The sequence below is a fragment of the Leisingera sp. ANG-M7 genome, from assembly GCF_000813965.1.
Lineage (GTDB): Bacteria > Pseudomonadota > Alphaproteobacteria > Rhodobacterales > Rhodobacteraceae > Leisingera.
Map to the genome: position 1 here is coordinate 37,509 of NZ_JWLI01000001.1, position 25,489 is coordinate 62,997.

The following is a 25,489-nucleotide window of genomic DNA, read 5'->3' on the forward strand; positions in this document are numbered from 1 at the left end:
GGAAGGCGAAGCCTCCGCGCCACCGGAAGACGCGCAGCGGAGGCGTTGCATCCGCTGTGCTATGGCCTCAGCCAGCCGGCAGCCGGTCAAGAACGGCACGTGCTGCCCGAAGCCCCGGAGCCTCTCCGCCCTGCCCCAGCCGCAGCATGGTAAGTTCCATCGCGTGCATCTGGTCGTCTGGGTTCTCTGCCAGTGCTTCCAGCCGGGCGGAGATGTTCTCCGGCGTGCAATCCGGCCCCAGGCATTCCGGCACCACGCGGGTATCGCTTACCAGGTTGACCAACGTCACTGTATCGATCAGCGCCATGCGCTTCATGATCTGCCAGGTGAGCCACTGAAACTTGTAGGCAATCACCATCGGCGTACGGGCTGCGGCGAGTTCCAGCGAAACCGTGCCAGAGGCAGCCAGCGCCAGGCTGGCGGAGGCAAAGGCGGCGCGTTTGAAGGCCTTGGCGCGTTCCGGGCTGTAGCGGTTCGGATCGACCATGACGGCTCCCGCCGGCCAATCCTTCAACGCGTCTTGCACCAAACCCGCAACGGGCGCGGCGGCAGGAACCACAATCCGGTAGTCCGGATGCTTGGCAGCGAACTGTCGCAGCGCCTTGCCGAACTCCGGGGTCAGCCGTGAAACCTCCGAACGCCGCGATCCGGGCAGCGCCAGCACAAAAGGCACGCCGTTCAGCCTGAATTCACTGCGGAATGCGGCAATCTCTGCGTCCGTGGCCTGCGGCTCCGCCACCACCGGGTGGCCGACAAAGTCGCAGTCCATCCCAGCCGCTTCCATGTAGGGCGGCTCGAACGGCAACAGCGCCAGAACATGGTCGATGACTTCCGCCATCTTCTGTGCCCGCTTGGGTCGCCACGCCCAGACTGAGGGCGCCACATAATGAACAGTGCGGATGTTGCTGCGGCCCTTGACCAGCCGCGCCACGCGCAGGGAAAAATCCGGGCTATCAATCGTGATCAGCACATCAGGTTTGGTCTCAAGGACAGCTTCTGCCGTTTCCCGGATCCGGCGCTTCAGGTGGCGGTACTTGGGCAGCACCTCCGCAAGCCCCATCACTGACAGCTCATCCATGGGGAAACGGGAGGTCAGCCCCTGCTCCGCCATCAGCGTCCCGCCGATGCCATCGAATTGAACGCCGGGTGACAGCTGTTTCAGGCCTGCCATCAGCGCCCCGCCCAGCCGGTCACCCGAAGGTTCGCCAGCCAGGATAAAGACCCGAAGGCTCATGCCTCGCGCAGCCAGAGGAACAGGCCCAGCCGGTCGCAGGCCGCAATCACCGCGTCCTGATCCAGAACGATGACGCCACCCGCCTCAAGAACGATACCGGACAGCCCAGCCTTGGCCGCGGCCTCAACTGTCTCCACGCCGATGGTTGGCAAATCTGCCCGGCGGTCCTGCGCCGGTTTCGGCGCCTTAAACAGCAACCCGCCCTGCCCGTCCGGGCGCTGCTGCAGCGAGACCAGCATCCAATCTGTGCCAAAGAGGTTCTCGACCGCGATTGCCTGCTGCTTGCGCACGGCGCAGGACTGGCCGATATCGGCCGCCGACATCGCCGCGACGATGTCCGCGCCGCGCTCTGCGTCGGCCTTGTCCAGTTCGCCGGGCTGCACCTTGGTGGGAACGCCAGCGGCCATCAGAAGACCCGGAGCCACCTCATGGGCTGCACGGACGGCAAATCCCGCCTGTTCGAAAATCCCGATGATCGCGCGCAAGGCGCCGTCATCACCAGCCGCCAACGCCGCTTGCAGCACCGGCACCAGCGGCATCGTGGCCGCGTCGATTGCCGAAGGGTCAATATGCGGGCGGCGCACAGCGCCAGCGAGGCAAATCTCCGTCACCTCTGCCGCCTTCAGCCGCTCCAGAAAGCTGCCGAGCTGTTCAAAACGGAAGGTGATTTCCGGATCGACCATGTCCGGTTCCGCCCCTGCCATCGCGCAGATCAGCGGACGGCCCGGCGCATGCGCGGCCACTTCTGCCGGCAGCGCGCCGGTGCCTGCAATCACTGCCAGCATCGCGTCAGCCCCCCGGGGTCAGGAAGGAACGGTCGCTTCCACCGGTGATGAAGCCAACAATCCGCTGCACGTATTCACTGTCGGTTTCATCCCCCAGCCGCTTCGCACGCTCCTGGAAGGTGCCTTCCCCCTGGGCCAGCATCTGAAACGCCGCGCGCAAGGCGGTGATGTCGCTGCGGGCGACGCCGCGGCGCTTCAAGCCCACCAGGTTAAGACCGTCCAGCTCGCCGCGCTGCGCCTGCACCAGGCCATAGGGAATCACGTCGTTGGTCACCATCGTGACAGCGCCGATGATGGCGCCCTTGCCGATCCGCACCCACTGGTGAATGCCGGACAAGCCGCCGATAATCACATCGTCTTCCAGCACGCAGTGGCCCGCCACCGCGGCAGAATTTACCACGATCACCCGGTCGCCGACCTGCGCGTCATGGGCAATGTGACAGCCGGCCATGAAGAGGCCATCGTCACCGATCCGGGTCACGCCGCCGCCGCCCTCTGTGCCCGCATTCACAGTCACGTGCTCGCGGATGCGGTTGCGCTTGCCGATCACTGTCTTGCACTTCTCGCCCTTGAACTTCAGGTCCTGAGGGATTTCGCCCAGCACGGCAAAGGAGAAGACCACGGTCTCGTCACCGATTTCGGTATCGCCGGCGATAACAACGTGGGACTTCAGAACAACCCTGTCCCCCAGAACCGCCTCAGAGCCAACCACGCAGAACGGGCCGATCTCGCAGTCCTTTCCAAGCTTGGCGCCCTCTTCAATCACGGCACTGGGGTGGATCTTGCTCATTTCAGCTTTCCTCGGCCTGGCGGTCGACCATCGCGGTGAATTCTGCCTCTGCAGCCACTTCGCCCTCGACTGTTGCCCGGCCCAGGAACTTGAAGATCTTGCCGCCCGGCTTGCCGCGCAGGGTTTCAACATGCATCTCCAGCACGTCGCCCGGCACCACTTTGCGGCGGAATTTGCACTTGTCGATGTTCATGAAGTAGATCAGCAGGTCGGTGTCGACCATATCCATGCCAACACCCAGCATGACCCCTGCGGTCTGCGCCATCGCCTCAACGATGGTAACGCCCGGCATGATCGGCGTGCCCGGGAAATGGCCCTGGAAGTGCGGCTCATTCATGGTGACATTCTTGATGCCGCGGGCCGAGGTGAAGCCGTCGATGTCGACCACCTTGTCGACCAGCAGGAACGGGTAGCGGTGCGGCAGGATCCGCTGGATCAGTTGAATGTCAGCGCTTTGCAGCTCGGTGGTCATGCGTGGTTTCCCATCTACGTCAAGTATACTGCGCTGTCCCTAGCAAGCGAACAGCCTTTCGGCAAGTTCGCACCTCAGTGCTCGCCGGCCTCATCCGATGCGCCATCGCCCAGAACAGAATCAATCCGCGCAATCGCCAATGATGTGATGTCGGCGGCATCCGCACTCAGAAAGACGGAGGAGTGGTCGAGGATCGCACCTGCACCGGTTTCGCGCATAATCTGCTGAAGCACTGGCAGCGACGCCGCTATGAACTCCCGCCGGGCGTCCTCTCCCATCTGAGAGATTTCGCGCAGTTTCAGATCCTGGCGGCGGCGGGTTTCCTGCACCTTCTCGTCAAAGGAATCCGCCAAGGCACGGAACGCTTCAGGCTCCATCCCGTTGCGCCGTTCGGTCAGTTCCAGTTCCTCTTGGCGCAGCTCCGCCTCGATCCGGCGGTTCTCCGCGGTCAGAACAGCACCTTCGGCCTCGATCTCGCGTTCCACCCGCTTGCCAAAGGCGCTTTCGGAAAACAGGCGGTCCGGCTGGATTGTGAGGATGCCGCTCTGCGGCAGCCCCAGCTGGAACTCGGTGCCTCCGTTCGCATCGGCGTCCTGGGCGTAACCGAATGACGGCGAAAACCAGTTCAGCGCCAGGGCAAGGCCAAACGCTGCCCAGTTTCCGGGCGCAAACCGCGGCACCAGATCAGAACCTCGCCTGCAAGGTCAGGTCAAAGGTCTGCTCTTCGTCGAAGTCTTCTTTCTGAAGGGCCTTGGAAAAATTGAACCGCAGCGGGCCGAAACCTGTGGTCCACAGCAGCGAGACGCCAACCACATGACGGAAAGACCTGTTGCGGCCAACAATGGTAGCGCCTGCGGTGTCAGCATCCTGGAGGCCCCAGAGGCCGCCGACATCGTAGAACAAGCCGCCACGCATGCCCAGTTCCTCAGGTAGGCCAAGCGGGAACTCTGCGTCGAACCGGGCAACTGCGTAGTAGTTGCCGCCAAGGAAGTCGTTGTAATTGCCGCCCCCCGGGTTGCCAGGGCTTTGGTCCCGCGGACCAATACCGCCGGGTTCAAAGCCGCGCATGACAGAAGGCGTCAGCACGAAACGGTCGATCGAGCGGCTGCTTCCGCTACCTTGCCACTGGAAGGCTCCGGCCTCAAGCGTCGCACGGATTGTCACTTCCTCGTTGAAGATCTGCTTCTGGGCAATCAGCTTGGTTGTTGCCTTGATGTACTCGGAATCCCCGCCAATACCGGCATAATCCGCACCGATCTCCACCAGGAAACCTGCGGTCGGATCCAGACCGGTCAGGCGGCTGTCATAGCGGTAGGTGAAACCGATCGCACTGGCGTTGCGTTCGCCCTGCGCAATTTCGTTCCGCACCACCGGACCTGGCAGATTCTGGTTGGTGTCATCGTCATCAAACAGCATCTCGTCCGCATCCCAAGTGTAGCGGACCTGCAGGGAAGTATCTTCCCCGGTGTCAAATGTCAGCGCCGGACGGAAGAACACCCGCTTGGTTCGGTACTCCGAAAAGCTGGAATCCGTTTCATTCAGGCCCAAATCCAGGTCGAAACGCAGTTTCCGGCCCAGCAGGTAAGGCTCGGTGAAGCCCAGAACATAAGAATCGGACTCGGTTGCGGTTGCGATGTTGAAAGACAAACGCTGACCGCGGCCCAGGAAGTTGTTTTCCGTCAGACCGATGCTGAGGCCGAAACCATCGGTGACCGAGTACGCACCGCCGAGGTTCAGCGAGCCGGTTGGCTGCTCTTCAACGTCCACATCAACGATCACCTGATCCGCAGAGCTGCCCTCGCGGGTTTCAACGTCCGCATTTGCAAAGAAGCCAAGCGCACGGATCCGCTCCGCACTGTTGCGGATGGAGCGTGGATTGAAGGGGTCGCCCTCGACAGAGGCAAACTGCTGACGGATAACCCGGTCCAAAGTGGTGGTATTGCCCTCGATGTCGATCCGTTCAACAAAGACGCGCGGGCCGCGGGTCAGAACAAATTCGATGTCCAGCGTCAGATCACGGTCGTTACGGGTGACCCGTGGTTCGACCCGCAGGAAGTCGATCTCCTTGCGGACTGCCAGGCCTTCCATCCGGTCGATTGCATTTTCAACCAGCGTCGGCGTGTAGGTAACACCCGGCTTGATCTTGAGGGTCGACGCGAACTCGTCCGCATCTGCCTCGGCCATTTCACTGGTGACAGTGATATTGCCGAATTTGAACTGCTGCCCCTCTGTCACGTCAACGACCAGGAACACGGCATCACGTTCCTCGGTCACTTCGGCGTTGGTGCTATTGACCCGGAAATCAACATAACCGCGTGACAGGTAGAAATCCCGCAGCACCTGCTTGTCGAACTCCAGCCTGTCCTCGATCAGGGTGTCGGACCGGATGAAGGCGCGCAGAAGGCCGGCCTGCTTGGTTTCCAGAACCCGGCGCAGGCGGCGGTCGGAATAAACCCGGTTGCCGGTGAAGGAGACGCGCTCCACTTCGATGGTATCGCCTTCGGAAATCTCGAAGACCAGGTCAACACGGTTGTTGCTGCGGCGTATGATCCGCGGTGTCACACGTGAGGCCAGGCGTCCCTGCACACTGTAGGTTTCGGCGATTGAAGCCGCGTCACGCTCCGCCTGGCTGGGGTTAAACACCCGGCGCGGTGCAGATTCGATGATCTGGGTGAGCGCGTCGTCTTTCAGGCGTTTGTTGCCCTCGAAACTGATCTGATTGATGGTCGGGAATTCAGTGACCTTGATCACCAGCGTGCTGCCTCGCGGCACGATTTCCACTGTTTCAAATACGCCACTGTCAAGAATGCGCTGGTAGGCATCGTTCAGCTCGCCCGCGCTGACAGTCTGGCCGCGCTCGATGCCGGTATAGGCCACAACAGTGGACGTCTGGATGCGCTGGTTGCCTTCGACCTGCACCGCATTGAAACGGTAGCTTTGCGCCTCAGCCGGCAGCGGTGCCAGCGCATAACCCAGCGCAACTGCCAGAGAAATAGCAGAAACTTTCCGGTACAAGATATTGATGCCCGACTTGCGCTCGACACAGGACTTGCCTGCGATTTTCCCCCAAACCATTTTTCAGAACCCGATTTTTATAGCAGCTTTGGGATGTGCGTACCGGGTTTGAAAGCGCTTGTCAAAACCAACTAAGGCGCTTCATCGGGGTAAGGCGCGCAGCGGGCTGCCGCGCCGGTTGCGGGAATCACAAAGAGGCGAGCCAGGCGCCTGCAGCGAGGGAGCCAAAGATCGCGAAACCGGTCAGTGCCCGGTCCCAGTTCAGGCGGACCAGAAGGCCAAGGCCGTGGTATGATTGCGAGAGTACGTGCATCGCTTTCCCCAGTTCTTCACTCAGCCGCCAGCAAGCAGCAGTAGGTTCTGCCAGCGGGTTGAGGAAAAGTTAATGCTGGAATGTGGCAGCACTTGGGCGGCACTATGGCCGCCCTTGGCCGGGGTCGTTGCACCGGAGCCTGTTCAGCAGAACAGGTCGTTCCCCAGTGCAAACAGCATCAACGACAGCACCACCGCAATGCCAAAGGTCATCAGTACCCGCACTGCCCGGTCGCTGGGCGGACGGCCCGCCACGGCCTCATAGGCGTAGAACATCAGATGCCCGCCGTCGAGCGCTGGCACGGGGAACAGGTTCAGCAGGCCAACGGCCGTCGACAAAACCGCGATAAACCGGATGAAGCTTTCAGCCCCTTGGCTGGCCATCGCACCGGAGGTTTCGGCGATACCGATCGGCCCGGACAGGTTGCAGGTGCTGATCGCGCCGGTGATCATATGTTTCAGGCCCGACAAAGAGGTCTCGACTACGGCCCAGACCTGATAGGTGCCTGCCGCCAGCGCTTCTCCGAACCCCGCGGATTCGGTTGCCGGGGAAAACGCGAGACCGCCGACAATGCCGATCCTCCAGCGGGTGGCAAAGCCGCCATCCGGCTGCGGTTCATCCGTGCGCCGCGGTGCCAGCGCCATCTCGACAGTTTCGCCGTCGCGCCACACATCCAGCACCAGCACCCGCCCGTCGGCTGCCTCAACCAGTTCCTTCAATTGATCGAAGGACACCAAGGGCGCGCCATCAACCGAAACGATCACATCACCCGGTTGCAGCCCCGCATCAGCGGCAGCGCTGCGCGGCACCACGCCCCTCACATAAGGCGGGTAAAGATACGGCCCGCTGACCGTCAGCTCCTCGCCCTTCCGGCGCACGGTATAGTCCAGCGGCTGTTCCTGGGGCAGTTCCTCCCGGAACGCCTCCCAGGCGTCTGAATCCAGGTAGTCGGGCACTGCCAATCCACCCGCTGCAATCAGCTCATCCCCCTGCTGAAGCCCGTTTGAATCTCCGGGCAGCGTCTCAAGGGAACCAATCGTCAGTGGATCGCGCATGGTTCCCTGCGAGAACGCGATGGCAGTGAAGATCAGCGCGGACATCACGAAGTTGAACACCGGGCCTGCCGCAACTGTTGCCCCCCGTGCCCACAGGGGCGCCCCGTGCATGGTGCGCCGCAACGCCGCCGGATCCGCCGCTGCGGCCTCCATCGCCTGTGCATCCTTGCCCGAGGCTGCATCAGCATCGCCGAGGAACTTCACAAAGCCGCCAAACGGCAGCGCAGCCACCTGCCAGCGGGTGCCGTGCTTGTCCACCCGGCTCCACAGAACAGGGCCGAAGCCCAGAGAGAACACCTCTGCATGGATGCCCGACCAGCGGCCGACGATGTAGTGGCCGTACTCATGCACCGCCACGATCACCGACAAGGCAATGACAAAGCTGGCGATGGTATAGAGAAAACCGCCAAACTGCGGGACAAAAGAAAGTACGTCCAAAGATCTACCCTATGCGTTCTTCGGCGGCCTGGGCCGCCTGTTTCCTGGCGACATGGTCAACCCGGGTCACGTTATCAAGTGTCATTGCGGCATCAATGAGGTCGCTTTCCGCCTCAATCCGCTCTAGAACTGCAGCTGTCACCGCTGCCATGTCAGTGAACCGGATGCGACCGGCGATGAATTCATCCAGCGCCTGTTCCTTGGCTGCGTTGAAGGCCGCCCCCATCAGGCCGCCCCGCTCCATCACCTCATAAGCCTGCCGCAGGGCCGGATAGCGCGCCGGATCGGGGGCGCGGAAATTCAGCTGGCCGATGCGGGCCAGATCCAGCCGCTCCACCGGCAGAGCCTGCCGCGCGGGCCAATGCAGCGCATAGCCGATAGCATGGCGCATATCAGCAGCGCCCAGATGCGCCATCAGCGCGCCATCGTGGAAGCCGACCAGCGCGTGGACCAGCGATTCCGGGTGCACCAACACCTCGATTTGCTCAGGCCGGACGCCAAAGTATTCCCGGGTTTCAATGACTTCCAGCGCCTTGTTGAACATCGACGCACTGTCGATTGTGATCCGCTGCCCCATGTCCCAATTGGGGTGCGAGGATGCCTGCGCCAAGCTTGCCTTGGGCAGGTCCTCCAGCGGCCAGTCGCGGAAAGCGCCGCCGGACGCGGTGATGACAATCCGTTCAACCGCGTTCATGTCCTCGCCTGCAAGGCCCTGAAACACCGCAGAATGCTCGCTGTCCACCGGCAGAAGCCGGGCGCCGTGCCTTTCCGCGGTTTCCAGCAGCAGCTTGCCTGCGCAAACCAGCGATTCCTTGTTGGCAAGCGCTAGCGTGGTGCCGTGTTTCAGCGCCTCAAGCCCCGGCGCCAGCCCGGCAGCGCCGACAATCGCCGACATGACCCAATCTGCAGGCCGAGCAGCTGCCTCAACCAGCGCGGCTTGGCCCGCAGCCGCTTCCACGCCGGATCCCTCCAGCGCGGCCCGCAGATCCGGCAGCCGGTCCTCAAAAGCGGTTACGGCCACATCTGCGCGCAAGGCAATGGCGTCCTGGGCCAGCTGGGCAATATTGGCGCCGCCAGTCAGTGCCACGACGTCGTAGGCTTCGGGCGCGCGGCGGATCAGATCGATGGTGTTCTGGCCAATCGATCCGGTGGCACCGAAGATGGAGATTTTCCGCATGGTCTTTCCTGACTGGTTATCCCCAGAAGGCGGCTACGGCCAGGAACATGGCCGCCGCGCCCAGCATACCGTCGAACCGGTCGAACAGCCCGCCATGGCCGGGAATCAGCGCGCTGGAATCCTTGACGCCCATCCTGCGTTTCAGGGCGCTTTCGGCCACATCGCCGGCCTGGCTGGCCATCGACAACAGAACCGACAGCACGACAAAGCCAATGCCCTGCCCCATTTGCGCTGCAAAGATTGCCCCGACGATGGCGGCCGCAATCCAGCCCGAGGCGGTGCCGCTCCAGGTTTTCTTGGGGCTGACACGGGGCCAGAACTTGGGCCCGCCAATGGCCTTGCCCGCAAAATACCCGGCCACATCCGTGGCCACGACGATGCAGACCAGCCACAGCATCCAGGCCATGCCCATCTGTCCGCGCAGCCAGATGAAGCCGAAACCCGCCAGCAGCACCCACAGGGCAAAACCAGTGAAGTACTGCCGACGTTCGTTGATCTGACTGAAACCGGCTGCCACCGGCGCCGCCAGAACCGGCAGCACCCACAAGGCAGGCAGCAGGGACGCCAGCAGCACCGCGGCGGCCGAAGTCGCCCCGAGCTGCAGCGCCGTGCTGCTGCGCGACGGCATCAGCATCCGGACCAGTTCCCACACCATGCCGCCGCAGCACAGCGCGATCATTGCATTGAAGATCAGCCCGCCTGACCAGACGGCAATGCCGCCCGCAGCGATCATCACCACGGCGGACAAAGCACGCGGCAACAGATCCGCCCAGCGGTCTTTGGCGCCGCTCATGTCTTCACCGCCCCGAACCGGCGGTCGCGGCGGCCATAGCTGCTGCACAGCCGCGCCAGTTCCTCAGCCGTGAAGTCCGGCCAAAGGGTGTCGATGAATTCGTACTCGGCATAGGCCGACTGCCACAGCAGAAAATTTGAGATCCGCGCCTCGCCGCTGGTGCGGATCACCAGATCGGGATCTGGCAGCACATGGGTGTCCAGGTAGCGCGGCAAGGTCTCCTCATCGACGTCTTCGGGGTTCAGCCGGCCCTCGGCCACGTCCCGCGCCAGCCGCTTGGTGGCCCGGGCCACCTCGTCGCGGCCGCCATAGTTCAGCGCGATGGTCAGCTGGGTGCCGCTATTGCCTTCGGTCTTGCGTTCCAGCTTGTCCATGAGGCCGGTCAGTTTGGCATCCAACCGCACCCGGTCGCCAATGAACCGCACCCGCACATTCTTCTCAGCCAAGGCATTCATTTCCTTGGATATATAGCGGCGGAACAGGCTCATCAAACCGGTGACTTCGGTTTGTGTGCGTTTCCAGTTCTCTGTCGAGAAGGCAAAAATGGTCAGGTATTCCACGCCCAAATCCGGGCAGCACTCGACAACTTCACGGACCCGGCGCGCGCCGGCATGGTGGCCGAACAGCCGCGGCCGGCCCCGGGCCTGCGCCCAGCGGCCGTTGCCATCCATGATGATGGCCACATGGCGCGGGCCGGAACGCACCGCCGGAGCTTCTCCGGCAGAGCGCACTTGCGGGTTTGCGTCTCCTGGCATTACAGCCCGTCAGACCTGCATGATCTCGGCTTGCTTGGTCTCAAGCGCCTCGTCCACATGCTTGATCATGGCGTCGGTCAGATCCTGAACCTCGGCTTCCCAGAACTTCTGGTCGTCTTCCGACATGCCGTCGGCCTTGGCCTTCTTGATCTGGTCCATGCCGTCGCGGCGCACGTTGCGGATCGACACCCGGGCGTGCTCGGCGTACTGGCCTGCAACCTTGCCCAGCTCGCGGCGGCGCTCCTCGTTCAGCTCCGGGATCGGCAGCATGATGATGGTGCCATTAAGCTGCGGATTGATGCCCAGGCCGGATTCGCGGATCGCCTTCTCCACCTTGCCCACCAGCGACTTGTCCCAGACGTTGATGGTAACCATGCGCGGCTCCGGCACGTTCACGGTGCCAACCTGGTTGATCGGCGTCATTGAGCCATAGGCATCCACCATCACCGGCTCCAGCATCGAAGCGGAGGCCCGGCCGGTGCGCAGCGAGGCGAATTCGGTGCGCAGGTTGGCCATGGCGCCTTCCATGCGGCGTTTCAGATCGTCGGTATCCAGTTCAAAATCATCAGACATGCTGCTCTCTCCCCTTATCTGAGGCGGTCTTCCATTGGCTCATAAGCCATTGGAAGGCTGATGTATAGCGATCAAGCGGAGGATTCGCCGCCGCCGGTGCTGCAAGATTTAGCCTGCCCGCGGCGGAATTCACTGTTTTGATCCCGCCGCCTTGGCTCAGGCTTTGGCCTGTCAAGCAAAACCGCCAGCGTTCAGAACGCCAGCGGTTCCACAAGGGCTGTTTCAGAAGCTCAGCCCTGTACCTTGGTATAAGTGCCTTTACCTGACAGGATGCCGCGGAAGCCGCCCGGTTCATCCAGCGGGAAGACGATCAGCGGCAGGTTGTTGTCGCGTGCCAGAGCAATGGCAGAAGCATCCATCACCTTCAGGCGCTTGGCAAAAACGTCGTCATAGCTGATCTCGTCATAGCGAACCGCATCAGCGTGCTCCTTGGGATCCTTATCATAGATCCCGTCCACGCCGTTCTTGCCCATGAAGATCGCCTCGCAGGCCATCTCGTTGGCGCGCAGCGTGGCTGCAGTGTCGGTGGTGAAATAGGGATTGCCGGTACCGGCCGCAAAGATGCAGACCCGTTTCTTCTCCAGGTGGCGCACGGCGCGGCGGCGGATGTAGGGCTCCGCGACTTCATCCATGCGGATCGCGGAGATCACCCGGGTGAACACACCCAAGCCCTCAAGTGCCGATTGCATTGCCAGCGCGTTCATCACCGTGGCCAGCATCCCCATGTAGTCGGCGGTGGTGCGCTCCATCCCCTGGGCAGAACCGGACAATCCGCGGAAGATGTTGCCGCCGCCGATCACCATGCAGATTTCCACCCCCATGTCGTGCACGGTCTTCACCTCGCGGGCAATGCGCTGCACGGTCGGCGGATGCAGGCCGAAACCCTGGTCGCCCATCAGTGCCTCGCCCGAAATTTTCAGCATGACGCGTTTATAGGCGGCGGCCGGATCCAGTTCCGGCTTTTCTTGCGGTTGAGGCATGTTGCGCTCCAGAAGATGTGAGGGTTAATTTGCGCGGCAAAATGAAGTAAATCGCTGGCGGATTCAATCCGCGCAGCGCAGTTTCCGCGCATATTTGCGGAACACGCCCAAGAGACGGACCGCACCCCGATGAACCTGCCCGACATTGATCCCGGCAAACCTGTGCTGATTGCAGGCCCCACCGCCTCTGGAAAATCCGCGCTGGCGCTGGATATTGCTGCCCGCCAAGGCGGCATTATTGTCAATGCAGACGCCAGCCAGGTCTATGATTGCTGGCGGGTAATCACCGCCCGCCCCTCGGCGGAGGAAGAGGCGCTGGCGCTGCATGCGCTTTACGGGCATGTGCCCTTTGACGCGGAATATTCTGCCGGCCATTGGCTGCGCGAAGTGCTGCCGCTTCTGAACGGGCCGGAGCGTCTGATCATCGTCGGCGGCACCGGCCTATATTTCACTGCTCTGACAGAGGGCATGGCCGAGATCCCCGCCACTCCGCCCGCGGTGCGGGCCGAAGCTGACGGCCTGCCGCTGGAGACGCTGCGGGCAGAGCTGGATGCGGAAACCGCCAGCCGCATCGACCTGATGAACCGGGCCCGGGTACAGCGCGCCTGGGAAGTGCTGAAGGCCACAGGGCGCCCCCTGGCCACCTGGCAGGACGAAACCCCTGCCCCGGCGCTGCCGCTGGAGAATTGTACCGCTATGGTGCTGAACTCTGAAAAAACCTGGCTGGAAGAGCGCATCCGCAGACGTTTCGGGCTAATGCTGGCCCAGGGTGTAATGGCAGAGATCGAAGCCATGCGCAGCCGCTACGATCCGGTTCTGCCGTCCTGCAAGGCCATCGGCGTGCCAGAACTGATGGGCTATGCGGACGGCCGCCTGTCGCTGGAGGAAGCTGAAGAGCGCGCCGCCATCGCCACCCGGCAGTTCGCCAAGCGCCAGCGCAGCTGGTTTCGCGCCCGGATGAAAGACTGGCATCAGGTTTCTCTCGGCTGAATCACACTGGCCCGGCTTTAATGACCTGAGCGGCCGGCGCAGGACCCAAGCCCGGAAAATTGTCAGCATTTACGGCTTCAGCAAGCGGAAACTTGCCAGAATCAGCAATCCATGAGCTGTTTCCGCCACCGACACCGGATCCTCTGCCAAAAATTGCTCATGCCATTCGATTCAGATTTCCCGAGAGAGTTTCACGCTGCACCGCTGGTGCGGCTGGCTCCGGACGGCAACTGGCAGACCTGTCTTGCACACAGCCGCTGCGACCACCTGCTGATCTGGATCACCCGCGGTCAGGGGCGTCTTTTGCTGAACGGCGAACAGCGCGGCTTCGGGCTGCATAGCGTCATCTTCATTCCCGCAGGCACCCTGTGGTCCGCGGATTTCGGCCGCCAGTGTCTAGGACAGGTGCTGGCGATGTCTGGCCCCTTGCTGCCGCCATTCCCCGGGGAGCCGATGCACAAGAGGTTCGCCAGCCTGCAGGAGCAGACCAGCCTGGCCGGGCACTTTGAGGCCATCAGCCGCGAACAGTCTGCACGCGACCCGCATTGGAACCGTGCCGTGCAGGCCCGGTGCGAGCTGGCCGCCATCGCCCTCCAGCGCCAGCCGGGGACAGCGGGCAAGCTGACCGCAGCGCAGCGCCTTTGCAGGGCCTATTGCCAGCGCATTGCAGGCCTGCAGGCTGGTCAGCTCAGCATGGCTGAACACGCGGCAGCCCTGAATGTGACGCCGACGCATCTGACCCGGGTCTGCAAGGCATCAACCGGCAAGACCGCGGCCGCCCTGCTGACAGAGCGCCAGTTGCATGCCGCGCGCACCCTGCTGATCTCTTCCGAACTGCCCATTCGCGACATCGCTGCCCGGCTGGGCTTTGGCAGCGCCGCTTATTTCACCCGTTTCATCTCGCAGCACACTGGCCAGCCTCCCCGCGAATTGCGCGAATCCGCCCGCAGAAGACCGCAATAGCCTGATCCCTCAGCAGTTTCCCGGCACACGGCTGTGCGGGCCGTAATTTCCCACAATTGCCTGCCTCCAGTACTGGGCAGTTTTGAACAGTATGCGGATGTATGCCGCCCAGAATAATAAAACCGACGCCGGAAATGTCGTATTTTTACACGGAAACGACGAAACTGTGCATTGACGAAACGCCGTATCTCTGCCGGAATGCAGGCATGGGGAAACTTTAATCCAAAACTCGAACCATAATCGCCCGGCCAGCCGCTGGGCCAATACCCGTTTCGCAAAAAGACAGAACGGTATGACAGGGAGACCTAAATGACCAAAGACACAATCAACGGAGCCCCGATCCATTGGGCCGCCAAGATGCACGCCAAGGAAGTGCTGGACGGCAAGCTGGACCGCCGGGAATTCCTGACCCGCGCCACCTCGCTGGGCGTCACCGCAGCTGCGGCCTATGGCATGATCGGCCTGGCTGCCCCTGTGAAAGCCGCAGAAGAGAAGCAGCAAGGCGGCACCCTGCGTGTGCAGACCGAAGTCCGCCCGCTCAAGGACCCGCGCACCTTTGACTGGTCGCAAATGGCCAACAAGACCCGCGGCACCATCGAATACCTGGTGGAGTACAACAATGACGGCTCCTTCACCGGCATGCTGCTGGAGAGCTGGGAGATCAACGAAGACGCAACTGTCTACACTCTGAACGTCCGCCAGGGCGTCAAGTGGAACAACGGCGACGACTTCACCGCCGAAGATGTTGCCCGCAACATCGCCGGCTGGTGCGACAAGGGCCTGGAAGGCAACTCCATGGCCGGCCGTTTCGCAACCCTGATCGACACTGAAACCGGCCAGGCAACCGAAGGCGCAATCGAAGTGGTCGACAGCCACACAGTCAAGCTGAACCTGCCGGCCTCCGACATTTCGCTGATTGCAGGCATGGCCGACTATCCGGCGGCCATCGTGCACTCCTCCTTCCAGACCAATGACTTCACCCAGAACGTCGGCACCGGCCCGTTCCTGCTGACCGAGCTGGAAGTCGGCGTGCGTTCGGTTCTGGAACGCAACGACGACCACACCTGGTGGGGCGAAGCGATCTATGGCAAGCCGGCACTGGACCGCATCGAATACGTCGATTTCGGCACCGACCCGTCCTCCTGGCTGGCGGCGCTGGAGTCCGACGAGGTCGACATGCTCTATGAATCGGTTGGCGAATTCATCGACGTGATGGACGGCCTCGGCTACAAGAAGTCCGAAGTTGTGACCATGTCCTCGATCGTGGTCCGCACCAACCAGCTGGCGGAAATCGACGGCAAGAAACCCTATGCCGACAAGCGCGTCCGCAAGGCGATCCAGATGGCGGTCGACAACTCCGTCTGCCTGGAGCTTGGCTACGGCGGCCGCGGCGAAACTGCGGAAAACCACCACGTCGGCCCAATCCACCCGGAATACGCCGAACTGCCGCCGCAGAAGGTTGACCCCGCTGGCGCCAAGGCGCTGATGGAAGAAGCCGGCATGATGGATTTCGAGCATGAAATCCTGTCGATCGACGACGACTGGCGCCGGAACACCACCGACGCGGTGGCGGCACAGCTGCGCGACGCGGGCTTCAAGGTGAAGCGGACCGTTCTGCCCGGCTCGACCTTCTGGAACGATTGGGCGAAATACCCGTTCTCCTCGACCAACTGGAACCACCGCCCGCTGGGCGTTCAGATCTGGGCGCTGGCGTACAAATCCGGCGAAGCCTGGAACGAATTCGGCTGGGAAAACCCGGAATTCGACGCCCTGCTGGCAGAAGCCCTGTCTATTGCTGACGCCGACAAGCGCCGCGAAATCTCTGCCAAGGGCCAGGCTCTGATCCAGGAAGAAGGCGTGACCATCCAGCCTTACTGGCGCTCGCTCTACCGCCACATGCGCGAAGGTGTTGTCGGTGCCGACATGCACATCTCCTTCGAGCACCACCACTACAAGTGGGGCTGGGCAGCCTAAGCCCGACCGGCTCCTGACTCTTGCACCGCCCCTCCTCCGGGGCGGTGCTTTCCAGCTCAAAAGATAAGAGACCCGCCCTTTGAGCCGGGTCCGATCCGCCAGACTGACAGGGGACCCAAATGGGACTTTTCATTCTCCGCCGTTCGGGCGTGATGCTGCTGACGGCCCTGTGCCTGACGTTCATCGTGTTCTTCCTCACGAACCTCTACCCAAACCTCGAAAAACTCGCCAAAACTCAGGGCAACTTCCGCATGTCGGATGAGGCCGTGGCCAGCTGGCTGGACGCCAACGGCTATGGCGGATCCATGGTTTCGAAATACGGGCAATGGCTGGGCGTTCTGCCGGGCTGGACCCGCGAGACCGAGAAAGGGTTCACCGGCCGCTGCATGACCGGCGCGGTCAGCGCTGAGGAAGCCGCCGAAGCCCCGACCTTCTGCGGCATTCTGCAAGGCGACTGGGGCTATTCGACCCGGTTCAAGGATGAAGTCTCCACCATCATCGCAGAACGGCTCGGCAATACAGGCCGCCTGATGTTCTGGGTGCTGGTGCTGATGGTGCCCTCTGCCCTGATCATCGGGGTGCTGGCGGGCATGCGCGAAGGCTCTGTCACCGACCGAAGTCTTTCAACCGCCTCTATCCTGACCACGGCGACACCCGAATATGTTTCCGGCGTGATCTTCATCGCCGTGTTCACATCCTCCACCGTGGGCCTCAAGTGGTTCAAGGGCACCGCCACCTCGGCGATGGACAACCCGAACTTCGAAAACTTCTTCCTGCCGGTGCTGACCATCGCGCTTTATGGCATGGGCTATATCGCACGTATGACCCGCGCCTCGATGACTGAGGTGATGACCGCGCAATACATCCGCACCGCCCGGCTCAAAGGTGTGAGCTTTCACAACATCGTTCTGAAGCACGCGCTGCGGAACGCACTGATTGCCCCCTTCACCGTCATCATGCTGCAGTTCCCCTGGCTGCTGAACGGCGTGGTGATCGTCGAGACCCTGTTCAACTACAAGGGCTTCGGCTGGATCCTGGTGGAAGCCGCGGGCAACAACGACATTGAACTGCTGCTGGCCGTTTCCGTGGTCTCAGTCTTCGTGGTGCTGATCACCCAGCTGATCTCCGACATCGGCTATGTGTATCTGAACCCGCGTATCCGGATCTCTTAAGGAAGGCAGCAGAGCATGGAACCTCTTAGCACACTCGAAATTGCGGGGCGTATCATCTACCAGCTGTCCCCGGTCTGGTTTTCACTGGTAATCCTCTACGCAGCCTCCATCGGCTTCAAACGGCGGCTGGGCCTTTATGGCAAGCTGTTTGACAGCCCCATCGGCATGATCGGCTTCGGCCTGGTGATGTTCTGGGTGTTCACCGGCATCTACGGCGCCATGGACATGATCATTACCCATGACCCGCTGGTGCAGGTCTCGGGCATGAAGAACAAGGTCCCCGGCACGCCGATGAACGGCGCCACCGAGGCAGACTACCCCTATTACTTGCTTGGCGGCGACAACCTGGCGCGCGACGTGTTCAGCCGTCTGGTCAAAGGCGCCTGGGAAGTCATCAAGATCGCCCCGATGGCAGCTGTCTTTGCCTTCATGGTGGGGATCACCCTGGGCCTGCCTGCTGGATACTACGGCGGACGCCTGGACACCACGCTGTCCTTTGCCGCCAACCTGATCCTGGCCTTCCCGGTGATCCTGCTGTTCTACCTGCTGGTCACGCCTGAAATCGTCGCCACCGGTGTTCCGAACTATATGGCGATCGTTCTGTTCATCTTCCCGATCGTCTTTGTCGGGGTGCTGCTGAACTCGCGCTATTACACCCGGCCCAAGGTGCGCAACCTGGTGCTGCCGCTGGTTCTGGGGATCATTATCTGGTTCTACCTGCAGCTGGTTTCCAACGGCGGCTACCTGATCAACACCCCCGCCTATTCGATCCCGGGCCTGCCCCGCGTGATGGATATGTTCGACATCCCCGGCGGTATCCTGGTGGTCTTCGTCTCGGTGGTTTTCGTCAACTCACCCACGGTGTTCCGCATCGTGCGCGGCCTGACGCTGGACATCAAAACCCGCGACTATGTTGCGGCTGCCCAGACCCGCGGCGAAGGCCCCTGGTACATCATGCTGTGGGAAATCCTGCCCAACGCCCGCGGGCCGCTGATCGTCGATTTCTGCCTGCGCATCGGCTACACCACCATCCTGCTTGGTACCCTCGGTTTCTTCGGCCTTGGCCTGCCGCCGGAAAGCCCGGATTGGGGTTCCACGATCAATGACGGGCGCAAGCTGCTGTCGATCTACCTGCACCCGGCGCTGCCGCCCGCCTTTGCGCTGCTGACGCTGGTTCTGGGCCTCAACCTGTTGGCCGACGGCCTGCGCGAGGAAAGCCTGAAGGATTGATCCAAACCGGCGGGACCGGGGGCCAGCCCCCGGTCCCCCGGGATATTTGAGGCCAGATGAAAGGGATCCTGTCCCTTCCAGCCTCAACAGGGAGAAAAGAATATGAACAAACTGGCAGACTACGACGGCCCGATCCTTGAGATTAACAAGCTGTCGATCTCCTTCTTCACCCGGCTGCGCGAAATCCCCGCGGTGATGGATTTCTCGGTCACCGTTCAGCCCGGCGAGGCAGTGGGCCTCGTGGGCGAGTCCGGCTGCGGCAAGTCCACCGTGGCGCTTGGCGTCATGCAGGATCTGGGCAAGAACGGCCGTGTCGTCGGCGGCACCATCAAGTTCAAGGGCCGCGACCTGGCCGAAATGAGCGCAGAAGAACTGCGCGACATCCGCGGCAACGAGATCGCGATGATCTATCAGGAGCCGATGGCCAGCCTCAATCCGGCAATGAAAATCGGCAAGCAGCTGATGGAAGTGCCGATGATCCACGAGGGGGTCAGCGAAAAAGAAGCCTATGCCCGCGCGCTGGAAGTGGTGACTGACGTGCGCCTGCCCGACCCGGAGCGGATGCTGAACTCCTTCCCGCACCAGCTGTCGGGCGGCCAGCAGCAGCGGATCGTGATTGCGATGGCGCTGATGTCCAAGCCTGCACTCTTGATCCTCGATGAACCCACCACCGCGCTCGACGTGACGGTGGAGGCCGCGGTGGTCGAGCTGGTCAAGGACCTGGGCAAGAAATACGGCACCTCGATGCTGTTCATCTCGCACAACCTCGGCCTGGTTCTGGAAACCTGCGACCGGCTCTGCGTGATGTATTCCGGCGAAGCGGTAGAGCGCGGCTCAATCCACGATGTGTTCGACGAAATGCAGCACCCCTATACCCAGGCGCTGTTCCGCTCGATCCCGCTGCCCGGCGCCGACAAGAACAGCCGCCCGCTGGTGGCGATCCCCGGCAACTTCCCCCTGCCCCACGAACGCCCGCCCGGCTGCAACTTCGGCCCGCGCTGCGATTACTTCGAAGAGGGCCGCTGCGATCAGGACATGGTGATCCCGATGAGCCCCGTGCACGGCAACGACCGGCACGAGACGCGCTGCCTGAAGTTCCAGGAAATCGACTGGAACGCCCCGATCACGGTGGGCGAGCAGAAGGAAAAGACCGCGCCCGGCAAGGTCGTCCTCAAGATGGACAACCTCAAGAAATACTACGAGGTGGCCGCCAACGCCCTGTTCGGCGGCGGCGACACCAAGGTGGTGAAAGCCAACGAAACGCTGAGCTTCGAGGCCCGCGAGTCCGAAACCCTCGCCATCGTCGGCGAGTCCGGCTGCGGCAAGTCCACCTTTGCCAAGGTGCTGATGGGACTTGAGACCGCCACCGAGGGCCAGATCCTGCTCGACAACCGCAACATCGAGCAGATCCCGATCGAAGAGCGCGACACCAAAACCGTTTCCGACGTGCAGATGGTGTTCCAGAACCCGTTTGACACGCTGAACCCGTCGATGACCGTCGGCCGCCAGATCATGCGGGCGCTGGAAATCTTCGGCATCGGCAACTCCGAGGCCGAACGCCGCAAGCGGATGCTGGAGCTCTTGGACCTGGTGAAACTGCCCCGCGCCTTTGCCGACCGGATGCCGCGGCAGCTGTCGGGCGGCCAGAAGCAGCGTGTGGGCATCGCCCGCGCCTTTGCCGGCGGCGCCCGCATCGTGGTGGCGGATGAACCGGTTTCTGCGCTCGACGTGTCGGTGCAGGCCGCGGTCACCGACCTCCTGATGGAGATCCAGAGGAACGAGAAGACGACTCTCCTGTTCATCTCCCATGACCTGTCGATCGTGCGCTACCTTTCTGACCGGGTAATGGTGATGTACCTCGGCCATGTGGTGGAGCTGGGCGACACCGACCAAGTGTTTGCGCCGCCCTACCACCCCTATACCGAGGCGCTGCTGAGCGCGGTGCCGATTGCCGACACCTCCGTGGAGAAGGAACACATCGTTCTGGAAGGCGACATTCCGTCAGCCATGAGCCCGCCGCCGGGCTGCCCGTTCCAGACCCGCTGCCGCTGGAAGTCCGAGGTCCCGGGCGGATTGTGCGAGAAGGAGGTTCCGCCGGTGCGCACGTTGGACGGCGGCCACCAGATCAAATGCCACCTCAGCGATGACGTGCTGGAGCGCATGAAGCCGGTGATCAAGGTTGCGGCCGAGTAACGCGCCAGAACAATGCACCACAGAAAAGCCGGGGTTCAGAACCCCGGCTTTTTCATGCATCAGGCATCGCCCCAAAGCATAACCCCATGCGCAGCCAGCTGGCGGCGCATGGGGTTACACGTCACTCCCCCACTCCCACGGGGGAAATCCGTTTCAGCTCAACAGCAGAACCGAAATCATAAGCAGATTGATCGAGGCGAATTGCATCAGCCGCGGCGCCTTGCTGCCCTTGGCTGCCGCCAACAATGCCGCAGCAACTGAAACCGTAAGACCGGCCACGGCGAGGCCGCTGCCAGCCAGTCCGGCCAAGCCAGCGTCCGGTCCCCACGGTGAGTCCGCTACTGTCATGCCCTTGAGCCCGACGCCGATCAGGATACCCGTTACCGCACCAGCCAAGCTGAGCATCGCACTGCGCGGCTGCACCGGCAGACGGCTGGCCAGAACGCTGTCGATCATATGCCGGGTCGGCACCGCGCTTGGCTGCCAGTCAATGCGTTCAAGGCGTTCGTCAAAGCTGTTGATGTACAAGGCATTCCCTCCAGAACCTGCGCACAGATTCACGAAAAATTAAGGCAAATGCTTGACACTCCGGCGGAGTTAACGCGGCATTAAGGAAAGTTATCCACAGGTTAACGCCTGCGCCGCCTCAGCTGCCCCAGATCTTGCGGACGTAGTTCTGGGTTTCCTTGTAGGGCGGCACCCCGCCGTATTTCTTCACTGCATCGGGCCCCGCGTTATAGGCCGCCAAGGCCAGCCGCCAGGAACCGAACTTGCGGAACTGGCGCGCCAGATAGCGCGCGCCGCCCTCCAGGTTCTGCTTCGGCTCCGCCGGGTTCACCCCCAGTGCCCGCGCCGTGGCAGGCATCAGCTGCGCCAGTCCCAGCGCGCCCTTGTGCGACTTGGCATTGGGGTTCCAGTTGCTCTCCTGTTGCACCAGACGCAGGAACAGATCCTCAGGCACCCCGTGCTGGCGTGCTGCGCTGCGCGCCATCTCCAGATACTGGCCGCGGTACTTGCCGCTGTAAGGCAGCGTGCCGCCGGAGGACGGGATACTGAAGGTCTTGGGTTGAAGCCGGACAGAGTTTTTGTACTGGGTCGCGGCACGTCCATCCAGCACCCTGGTGTGGGCGGCAAACAGATCCCGCCGGTTCTTTGTTCCCAGCATATCGGCAGACGCAGGCTGCCCTGCCCCAACCATGGCAATTACCAAACCCGCAACGGTCTTGCGCATTTCCGCTGTCCCGACACTGTCCCACTTTGCGCAAATATAACTAATGCGGAGCAAATTTAAAGCAACACAGGCGTGAACAGCTGATCCGCCCGCGCAAAATCGGCAGAAAGCATCCACAGATGCCTGCTTTTCACGCTTGGCGCAGGACTATACTGTGCCTGAAACGCGGTGCGGCCGGATTCGCCCCCGCCCGCTGCAAGACAAGAAAATCAGGACGGAAGGACGAAACTTCATGGCCGGCTCACTCAACAAAGTCATGCTCATCGGCAACCTGGGCCGCGACCCGGAGGTGCGCAGCTTCCAGAACGGCGGCAAGGTCTGCAACCTGCGGATTGCCACCTCGGAAACCTGGAAGGACCGCAACACCGGCGAGCGCCGTGAGAAGACTGAATGGCACTCCGTCGCTGTCTTCAGCGAAGGCTTGGTCCGCGTGTGCGAACAGTATCTGCGCAAGGGCTCCAAGGTCTACGTCGAAGGCCAGCTGCAAACCCGCAAATGGCAGGACCAAAGCGGCCAGGACCGTTACTCGACCGAAATCGTGCTGCAAGGTTTCGGCGGAACTCTGACCATGCTGGACGGCCGCGGTGAAGGCGGCGGCGGTGGCGGCCAGGGCGGCGGTTATGGCGGCGGCAGTCAGGGCGGTGGCTTTGGCGGCGGGTATGACAGCGGCTCCCAAGGCGGCGGCGGCAACTTTGGCGGCGGTGCCTCCCACAACATCGACGACGACGAAATCCCGTTCTAAGCGGCCTGCAGCCGTTTCCCTGAACCACAATCTTACAAAGCCCCCGGGAGAACCGCCTCCTGGGGGCTTTTTACTGTGCTTTCATGATAATATTGCGCGCCAGGCATACGCTTTAAGCAGGCTGCCACCCTCCGCGCAACACCCGGCCGACCGTTTCCCGAAGCGCGCATCCAGCCCCCTTTGAAGTCCCATTTCTTCTGTCTTTTCAATGCGCAGGCTTGGACGTCCGAGCGCTTGCAGCTGCACACATCCGGGCCCATCAAACAGGTTCGGGACCCGCCCTGCGTACGCAGCGCTAGGCAAAAATTAAGACATATCACGGATGCTGAATGGATATGTCGTGAAAAGGTACATCAAGGATTCGGAATATGGGAATGCGTTTTCTGCAGCATCTCTCGATCAGAACCAAGATCGGGATGCTCCTGGCGGCACCGCTGCTGCTCAGCTTTTGGTTCATCGGGCAAACCCTGCTCGACCTGCAACGGAAAGCCCAGGCCGACACGGTCTTCGCCGGCGAAGTGATGGAACATATGAGCAGCCTGGTCCACAATCTGCAATTGGAACGCGGGCTGAGCGCAAGCTATCTCGAAAGTGCCGACAGTTCCCCGCCGGAAAAGCTGGTCAAGGTGCGCCAGGAAAATGACGCCAAGATGGCCGCTTATCTCGAAGAGATCAGCCACATCGATCCCGCATCTTTGCCGTCCGAGTCAGCAGAGGCAATCGCATTTGCCAAGTCCGAACTCGCCCGCAAGAAAGACATCCGCCAGAAGATCGACACTCATTCCCTGAAGCTGGAGCAGCTGATTGCCTACTACACGAACCTGAACGAGGCCCTCATCCAGACCGGCCTGGCGATGGCCAAGGGCATTGATGATCCCCTGATCTCGCAGGAGGCCGTGGCACTGTCTTTCTTCATGCGAGCAATCGACGCCGCGGGCTTGGAACGTGCCGCCGGTGCCGTTGGGTTCAAACATGGGTGGAAACCTGAAGACCGCGAAGCCTTCTTTGCCGATCATGAACTGTTCAAGGAACGTCTGAGCACTTTCAAGAACTTTGCAACTGCAGAGGACCGCGACGCCGTCAAAGATCTTTTCAGCGATCCTGCCATGAAGAAATTCGACGGGATGCGCGAATCGATTCTGCACGGCTCTGCCGGTGAAGCCGTGACGGCCGAGGATTGGTTTGCAGCCGCAACCAAGGCCATCGAGGTGCTGCAAAAGAAGGAAGTGCTGCTGATCGAGCATCTGGAGCGCGACATGGCAGCCTTTGATGCGCACAACAAGCTGATGCTGACAGAGATGGCCATCTTTGCCGCTGTCATGCTGGGACTGGTTCTGCTGTTCAGCGCGGTGATCGCCCGCGACATGACCAGGAACCTGTCGATCCTGAACGTGGCGCTGAAAAAGCTTGGCTCCGGCGAGACCGAGGTTGAGGTTCCAGGCGCGCAACGCCGGGACGAGATCGGCGCGGTTGCCCGCAATGTGGTGGACCTGCGCACCGTCACCCAGCGCAAGCAGGAAGAACGCGTGCAGGAGGAGAAAGACCGCCGCGAGGAAATCCTGAAAGTGACCGGCCGTATCGGCAGCGCTCTGGCGGACCTGCAGCACAAGCGGCTGGACAACCCGATTTCGGAGTACTTTCCGGAGGAATTCAAATCGATCCGCATGGACTTTAACGACTCACTGACGTCGCTCAGCGCGGCGGTCTCCGTGATCGCCGAACTGACCAGCAGCGTCGATGAAAGCACCAAGTCGATTGCCGAGGCCTCGATGGACCTTGCTCACCGGACAGAGGCGGAATCGGCGACACTGGAAAAAACCACCCATGCGGTGGGCGAGCTGACCGGCAATGTGAAGCGGACTGCAGAAAACGCCGGCCGCGCCGAAGAACTGGCGGACAGCGCCCAGCACGGGGTCAAATCCTGCGACGCTGTGGTAAAGGACACCATTACCGCGATGGACAAGCTGCAGGAATCCTCACAGGAGATTTCCCAGATCACCAAGGTGATCCAGGACATCGCCTTCCAGACCAACCTGCTGGCACTGAACGCCGGGGTCGAGGCCGCCCGCGCAGGCGAAGCAGGTCGCGGTTTTGCGGTTGTTGCCTCGGAGGTGCGGATGCTGGCACAGCGTTGCGCCGATGCGGTCCAGCAGATCGACGAGCTGACCGCCCGCAGCTCCGAACAGGTCAAAAACGGCGCGGCTCTGGTGGATCAGGCCGGACAGGCCATGGCCACCGTGAGCGAACAGGTCGTCGAGATTTCCTCGCTGGTTGTCGAGATTGCCGGCAACATGAAGGACCAGTCGGCGCAGATGAGCGATGTCAACACTGCCGTGGGCGAGCTGGAAATGATGGCTCAGCAAAACGCCGCCATGGCCGAACAGACCACCGCGGCGACGACATCCTTGTCCGATCAGGCGCAGGAGCTGCGGGAACAGGTCACCCAGTTCACATTAGGCTCCACGTCAAGCGCCTTGCCTGCACCCGAAGCACATCCGCCGATGGCTATCGACTTCGATGAGGACGACAGCTGGGACCAGGACCTGAACGTCAGCGCCGCTTGACGCCGGCACCACCGCCCGCAAAGCAAAAAAGGGCAGCCTCAGCGGCTGCC

The 25,489-nt window shown here is 61.9% G+C and carries 23 protein-coding genes; 8 read left to right on the forward strand and 15 right to left on the reverse strand.

Annotation, left to right across the window (positions count from 1 at the left end; genetic code table 11):
• Positions 1-67: 67 nt before the first annotated feature.
• The 13 genes from lpxB to pyrH form a co-directional block, all read right to left on the reverse strand.
• Positions 68-1,234, reverse strand: a complete 1,167-nt coding sequence (gene lpxB, locus RA26_RS00195; RefSeq protein ID WP_039178227.1) for a lipid-A-disaccharide synthase — start codon at positions 1,232-1,234, stop codon at positions 68-70.
• Positions 1,231-2,019 carry an LpxI family protein gene (locus RA26_RS00200; RefSeq protein WP_039178230.1) on the reverse strand — a complete coding sequence of 263 codons (789 nt, stop codon included), beginning with the start codon at positions 2,017-2,019 and terminating at the stop codon, positions 1,231-1,233. Before RA26_RS00200 ends, lpxB begins: the two co-directional genes overlap by 4 nt.
• A gap of 4 nt (positions 2,020-2,023) precedes the next feature.
• Positions 2,024-2,809, reverse strand: a complete 786-nt coding sequence (gene lpxA / locus RA26_RS00205) for an acyl-ACP--UDP-N-acetylglucosamine O-acyltransferase (protein WP_039178231.1) — start codon at positions 2,807-2,809, stop codon at positions 2,024-2,026.
• 1 nt (position 2,810) lies between these two features.
• Positions 2,811-3,281, reverse strand: a complete 471-nt coding sequence (fabZ, locus tag RA26_RS00210; protein WP_039178234.1) for a 3-hydroxyacyl-ACP dehydratase FabZ — start codon at positions 3,279-3,281, stop codon at positions 2,811-2,813.
• Positions 3,282-3,355: 74 nt separating this feature from the next.
• Positions 3,356-3,910, reverse strand: coding sequence for an OmpH family outer membrane protein (locus tag RA26_RS00215; protein WP_446720170.1), 555 nt, complete (start codon positions 3,908-3,910; stop codon positions 3,356-3,358).
• A 55-nt stretch (positions 3,911-3,965) separates the two neighbouring features.
• Positions 3,966-6,356 carry an outer membrane protein assembly factor BamA gene (bamA, locus tag RA26_RS00220; protein ID WP_039178242.1) on the reverse strand — a complete coding sequence of 797 codons (2,391 nt, stop codon included), beginning with the start codon at positions 6,354-6,356 and terminating at the stop codon, positions 3,966-3,968.
• Between the two features lie 127 nt (positions 6,357-6,483).
• Entirely contained in the window at positions 6,484-6,609 is a 126-nt protein-coding gene (locus RA26_RS23330; RefSeq protein WP_275041630.1) for a hypothetical protein, read from the reverse strand.
• Between the two features lie 143 nt (positions 6,610-6,752).
• Complete coding sequence (rseP, locus tag RA26_RS00225; protein ID WP_039178245.1) at positions 6,753-8,102, reverse strand: RIP metalloprotease RseP; 1,350 nt, start codon at positions 8,100-8,102, stop codon at positions 6,753-6,755.
• Positions 8,103-8,106: 4 nt separating this feature from the next.
• Positions 8,107-9,279 carry a 1-deoxy-D-xylulose-5-phosphate reductoisomerase gene (gene dxr, locus RA26_RS00230; RefSeq protein ID WP_039178246.1) on the reverse strand — a complete coding sequence of 391 codons (1,173 nt, stop codon included), beginning with the start codon at positions 9,277-9,279 and terminating at the stop codon, positions 8,107-8,109.
• Between the two features lie 16 nt (positions 9,280-9,295).
• Positions 9,296-10,072 carry a phosphatidate cytidylyltransferase gene (locus tag RA26_RS00235; RefSeq protein ID WP_039178248.1) on the reverse strand — a complete coding sequence of 259 codons (777 nt, stop codon included), beginning with the start codon at positions 10,070-10,072 and terminating at the stop codon, positions 9,296-9,298.
• On the reverse strand, positions 10,069-10,827 hold the full coding sequence (locus RA26_RS00240; RefSeq protein ID WP_039178250.1) for an isoprenyl transferase: 759 nt from the start codon (positions 10,825-10,827) through the stop codon (positions 10,069-10,071). The genes RA26_RS00235 and RA26_RS00240 overlap by 4 nt, the downstream gene beginning before the upstream one ends.
• 9 nt (positions 10,828-10,836) lie before the next feature.
• Positions 10,837-11,400 (reverse strand): ribosome recycling factor, encoded by a 564-nt coding sequence (gene frr, locus RA26_RS00245; protein WP_039178253.1) that lies wholly within the window; start codon positions 11,398-11,400, stop codon positions 10,837-10,839.
• 230 nt (positions 11,401-11,630) lie between these two features.
• Positions 11,631-12,380: a UMP kinase gene (pyrH, locus tag RA26_RS00250; protein WP_039178256.1), complete on the reverse strand. Its 750-nt coding sequence runs from the start codon at positions 12,378-12,380 to the stop codon at positions 11,631-11,633.
• A gap of 129 nt (positions 12,381-12,509) precedes the next feature.
• Here pyrH and miaA point away from each other — a divergent pair, with 129 nt between their 5' ends.
• The 6 genes from miaA to RA26_RS00280 all read left to right on the forward strand — a co-directional run bounded on the left by miaA (position 12,510) and on the right by RA26_RS00280 (position 20,902).
• Positions 12,510-13,370, forward strand: a complete 861-nt coding sequence (gene miaA / locus RA26_RS00255; protein ID WP_039178257.1) for a tRNA (adenosine(37)-N6)-dimethylallyltransferase MiaA — start codon at positions 12,510-12,512, stop codon at positions 13,368-13,370.
• 159 nt (positions 13,371-13,529) lie between these two features.
• Positions 13,530-14,333 carry a helix-turn-helix transcriptional regulator gene (locus tag RA26_RS00260; RefSeq protein ID WP_039178261.1) on the forward strand — a complete coding sequence of 268 codons (804 nt, stop codon included), beginning with the start codon at positions 13,530-13,532 and terminating at the stop codon, positions 14,331-14,333.
• A 309-nt stretch (positions 14,334-14,642) separates the two neighbouring features.
• Positions 14,643-16,307 (forward strand): ABC transporter substrate-binding protein, encoded by a 1,665-nt coding sequence (locus tag RA26_RS00265; RefSeq protein ID WP_039178264.1) that lies wholly within the window; start codon positions 14,643-14,645, stop codon positions 16,305-16,307.
• A 119-nt stretch (positions 16,308-16,426) separates the two neighbouring features.
• Positions 16,427-17,479, forward strand: coding sequence for an ABC transporter permease (locus RA26_RS00270; protein ID WP_019296151.1), 1,053 nt, complete (start codon positions 16,427-16,429; stop codon positions 17,477-17,479).
• Between the two features lie 15 nt (positions 17,480-17,494).
• Positions 17,495-18,709: an ABC transporter permease gene (locus RA26_RS00275; protein ID WP_039178267.1), complete on the forward strand. Its 1,215-nt coding sequence runs from the start codon at positions 17,495-17,497 to the stop codon at positions 18,707-18,709.
• 102 nt (positions 18,710-18,811) lie between these two features.
• Positions 18,812-20,902 (forward strand): dipeptide ABC transporter ATP-binding protein, encoded by a 2,091-nt coding sequence (locus tag RA26_RS00280; RefSeq protein WP_039178270.1) that lies wholly within the window; start codon positions 18,812-18,814, stop codon positions 20,900-20,902.
• Between the two features lie 153 nt (positions 20,903-21,055).
• Here the strand turns inward: RA26_RS00280 and RA26_RS00285 are convergent, their stop codons facing one another.
• A complete protein-coding gene (locus RA26_RS00285) occupies positions 21,056-21,430 on the reverse strand; it encodes a hypothetical protein (protein WP_039178274.1) in 375 nt (124 codons plus the stop codon).
• A gap of 118 nt (positions 21,431-21,548) precedes the next feature.
• The gene (locus RA26_RS00290; RefSeq protein ID WP_039178277.1) at positions 21,549-22,133 is read right to left on the reverse strand and encodes a lytic transglycosylase domain-containing protein; all 585 of its coding nucleotides are present in this window, start codon (positions 22,131-22,133) and stop codon (positions 21,549-21,551) included.
• 232 nt (positions 22,134-22,365) lie between these two features.
• On the opposite strand from RA26_RS00290, the gene ssb reads away from it, so the two are divergent.
• Both ssb and RA26_RS00300 read left to right on the forward strand, forming a co-directional pair.
• Positions 22,366-22,875, forward strand: coding sequence for a single-stranded DNA-binding protein (gene ssb / locus RA26_RS00295; protein WP_039178280.1), 510 nt, complete (start codon positions 22,366-22,368; stop codon positions 22,873-22,875).
• 368 nt (positions 22,876-23,243) lie between these two features.
• The gene (locus RA26_RS00300) at positions 23,244-25,439 is read left to right on the forward strand and encodes a methyl-accepting chemotaxis protein (RefSeq protein ID WP_082015725.1); all 2,196 of its coding nucleotides are present in this window, start codon (positions 23,244-23,246) and stop codon (positions 25,437-25,439) included.
• The last annotated feature ends 50 nt before the right edge of the window (positions 25,440-25,489 follow it).